This window comes from Pseudidiomarina mangrovi, assembly GCF_003999375.1.
GTDB classification, from domain to species: Bacteria; Pseudomonadota; Gammaproteobacteria; order Enterobacterales; family Alteromonadaceae; genus Pseudidiomarina; species Pseudidiomarina mangrovi.
On the sequence record NZ_RJLC01000011.1, the window covers coordinates 1,767 to 4,992 of the forward strand.

The window sequence follows — 3,226 nt, forward strand, 5'->3', positions numbered from 1 at the left end:
TTGCCCTCCCACGAATTTCACTTTTCGGGGCCATAGCTCAGCTGGGAGAGCGCCTGCCTTGCACGCAGGAGGTCAGCGGTTCGATCCCGCTTGGCTCCACCATTTCTCTATCGAGTAGTACGACGTTAGTCGTGAATGCCGTAAGCGGTATTGACGGGTAACTTTGTGTTACATGCTCTTTAACAATATGAACAAGCTGATTGTAATAAATGAAATGCCACTCTACTTGAACCAAAATTTGGTAGAGGCGTATCGAACTTGTGTACAGCATAGAAACAGCCCATGCAGTCTAAAAGTGAGACACTTTTGGGTTGTATGGTTAAGTGAATAAGCGTAGACGGTGGATGCCTAGGCAGTTGGAGGCGATGAAGGACGTACTAACTTGCGATAAGCCATGATGAGGCAGTAAGAGCCACTTGAGTCATGGATTTCCGAATGGGGCAACCCAGTGTGCATGCACACTATCCTGCACTGAATACATAGGTGTAGGAAGCGAACCCGGAGAACTGAAACATCTAAGTACCCGGAGGAAAAGAAATCAACCGAGATTTCCCTAGTAGCGGCGAGCGAACGGGAATTAGCCCTTAAGCAATCATGGCCTTAGTGGAAGTAGCTGGAAAGCTGCACGATACAGGGTGATAGTCCCGTACACGACGGGGCCATGGCTGTGAAAACGAGTAGGTCGGGACACGTGTTATCTTGACTGAATATGGGGGGACCATCCTCCAAGGCTAAATACTCCCAACTGACCGATAGTGAACTAGTACCGTGAGGGAAAGGCGAAAAGAACCCTGGTGAAGGGAGTGAAATAGAACCTGAAACCGTCTACGTACAAGCAGTAGGAGCACCTTCGTGGTGTGACTGCGTACCTTTTGTATAATGGGTCAGCGACTTATATTTTGTAGCAAGGTTAACCGTATAGGGGAGCCGTAGGGAAACCGAGTCTTAACTGGGCGTTCAGTTGCAAGGTATAGACCCGAAACCGGGCGATCTATCCATGAGCAGGTTGAAGATTGAGTAACATCAATTGGAGGACCGAACCCACATCTGTTGAAAAAGATGGGGATGACTTGTGGATCGGAGTGAAAGGCTAATCAAGCCCGGAGATAGCTGGTTCTCCCCGAAAGCTATTTAGGTAGCGCCTCGGACGAATACCACTGGGGGTAGAGCACTGTTTGGGCTAGGGGGTCATCCCGACTTACCAACCCCATGCAAACTCCGAATACCAGTGAGTACTATCCGGGAGACACACGGCGGGTGCTAACGTCCGTCGTGAAGAGGGAAACAACCCAGACCGCCAGCTAAGGTCCCAAAGTCATGGCTAAGTGGGAAACGATGTGGGAAGGCTCAGACAGCTAGGAGGTTGGCTTAGAAGCAGCCACCCTTTAAAGAAAGCGTAATAGCTCACTAGTCGAGTCGGCCTGCGCGGAAGATGTAACGGGGCTAAAGCCATGCACCGAAGCTGCGGCAGCATACTTGTATGCTGGGTAGGGGAGCGTTCTGTAAGCCGTTGAAGGTGTGTTGAGAAGCATGCTGGAGGTATCAGAAGTGCGAATGCTGACATGAGTAACGATAATGGGGGTGAAAAACCCCCACGCCGGAAGACCAAGGTTTCCTATCCCATGCTAATCAGGGTAGGGTAAGTCGGCCCCTAAGGCGAGGCTGAAAAGCGTAGTCGATGGGAAACAGGTTAATATTCCTGTACCACTTATTATTGCGATGGGGGGACGGAGAAGGCTAGGCAAGCCGGGTGTTGGTAATCCCGGTGAAAGTGCGTAGGTTGGTTGCTTAGGAAAATCCGGGCGACTAAGACTGAGACACGAGACGAGCACCTACGGGTGCGAAGTTGTTGATGCCATGCTTCCAGGAAAAGCCTCTAAGCTTCAGATAATAAGTGACCGTACCCGAAACCGACACAGGTGGTCAGGTAGAGAATACTAAGGCGCTTGAGAGAACTCGGGTGAAGGAACTAGGCAAAATAGTACCGTAACTTCGGGAGAAGGTACGCCAGAGCTGGTGAAGTCCTTACGGGCGGAGCCGGAGCTGGCCGCAGTGACCAGGTGGCTGGGACTGTTTATTAAAAACACAGCACTCTGCAAACACGAAAGTGGACGTATAGGGTGTGACACCTGCCCGGTGCCGGAAGGTTAATTGATGGGGTTAGCGCAAGCGAAGCTCTTGATCGAAGCCCCGGTAAACGGCGGCCGTAACTATAACGGTCCTAAGGTAGCGAAATTCCTTGTCGGGTAAGTTCCGACCTGCACGAATGGTGTAACCATGGCCACGCTGTCTCCACCCGAGACTCAGTGAAATTGAAATCGCTGTGAAGATGCAGTGTACCCGCGGCTAGACGGAAAGACCCCGTGAACCTTTACTACAGCTTGGCACTGAACATTGAACCTGCATGTGTAGGATAGGTGGGAGGCTTTGAAGCGTGAACGCCAGTTTGCGTGGAGCCAACCTTGAAATACCACCCTTGTATGTTTGATGTTCTAACTTAGGTCCCTAATCGGGATTGAGGACAGTGCCTGGTGGGTAGTTTGACTGGGGCGGTCTCCTCCTAAAGAGTAACGGAGGAGCACGAAGGTTGGCTAAGTACGGTCGGACATCGTACGGTTAGTGTAATGGCACAAGCCAGCTTAACTGCGAGACAGACAAGTCGAGCAGGTGCGAAAGCAGGTCATAGTGATCCGGTGGTTCTGAATGGAAGGGCCATCGCTCAACGGATAAAAGGTACTCCGGGGATAACAGGCTGATACCGCCCAAGAGTTCATATCGACGGCGGTGTTTGGCACCTCGATGTCGGCTCATCACATCCTGGGGCTGTAGTCGGTCCCAAGGGTATGGCTGTTCGCCATTTAAAGTGGTACGCGAGCTGGGTTTAGAACGTCGTGAGACAGTTCGGTCCCTATCTGCCGTGGGCGTTTGAGAATTGAGAGGGGTTGCTCCTAGTACGAGAGGACCGGAGTGAACGAACCGCTGGTGTTCGGGTTGTCATGCCAATGGCACTGCCCGGTAGCTACGTTCGGAATCGATAACCGCTGAAAGCATCTAAGCGGGAAGCGAGCCTCGAGATAAGTTCTCACTGAGCTATAAGCTCCTAAAGGGCTGTTGGAGACTACAACGTTGATAGGCGGGGTGTGGAAGCGTAGTAATGCGTTGAGCTAACCCGTACTAATTGCCCGTGAGGCTTAACCATACAACACCAAAAGTGTTTAGGGTTGTT

The 3,226-nt window shown here is 51.5% G+C and carries 1 tRNA gene and 1 rRNA gene; both read left to right on the forward strand.

Annotated features, from left to right (window positions below):
- Window positions 1–26 precede the first annotated feature (26 nt).
- Window positions 27–102, forward strand: a tRNA-Ala gene (locus EFO84_RS05210).
- 215 nt (window positions 103–317) lie between these two features.
- A 23S ribosomal RNA gene (locus EFO84_RS05215) occupies window positions 318–3,199 on the forward strand.
- Window positions 3,200–3,226: the final 27 nt, after the last annotated feature.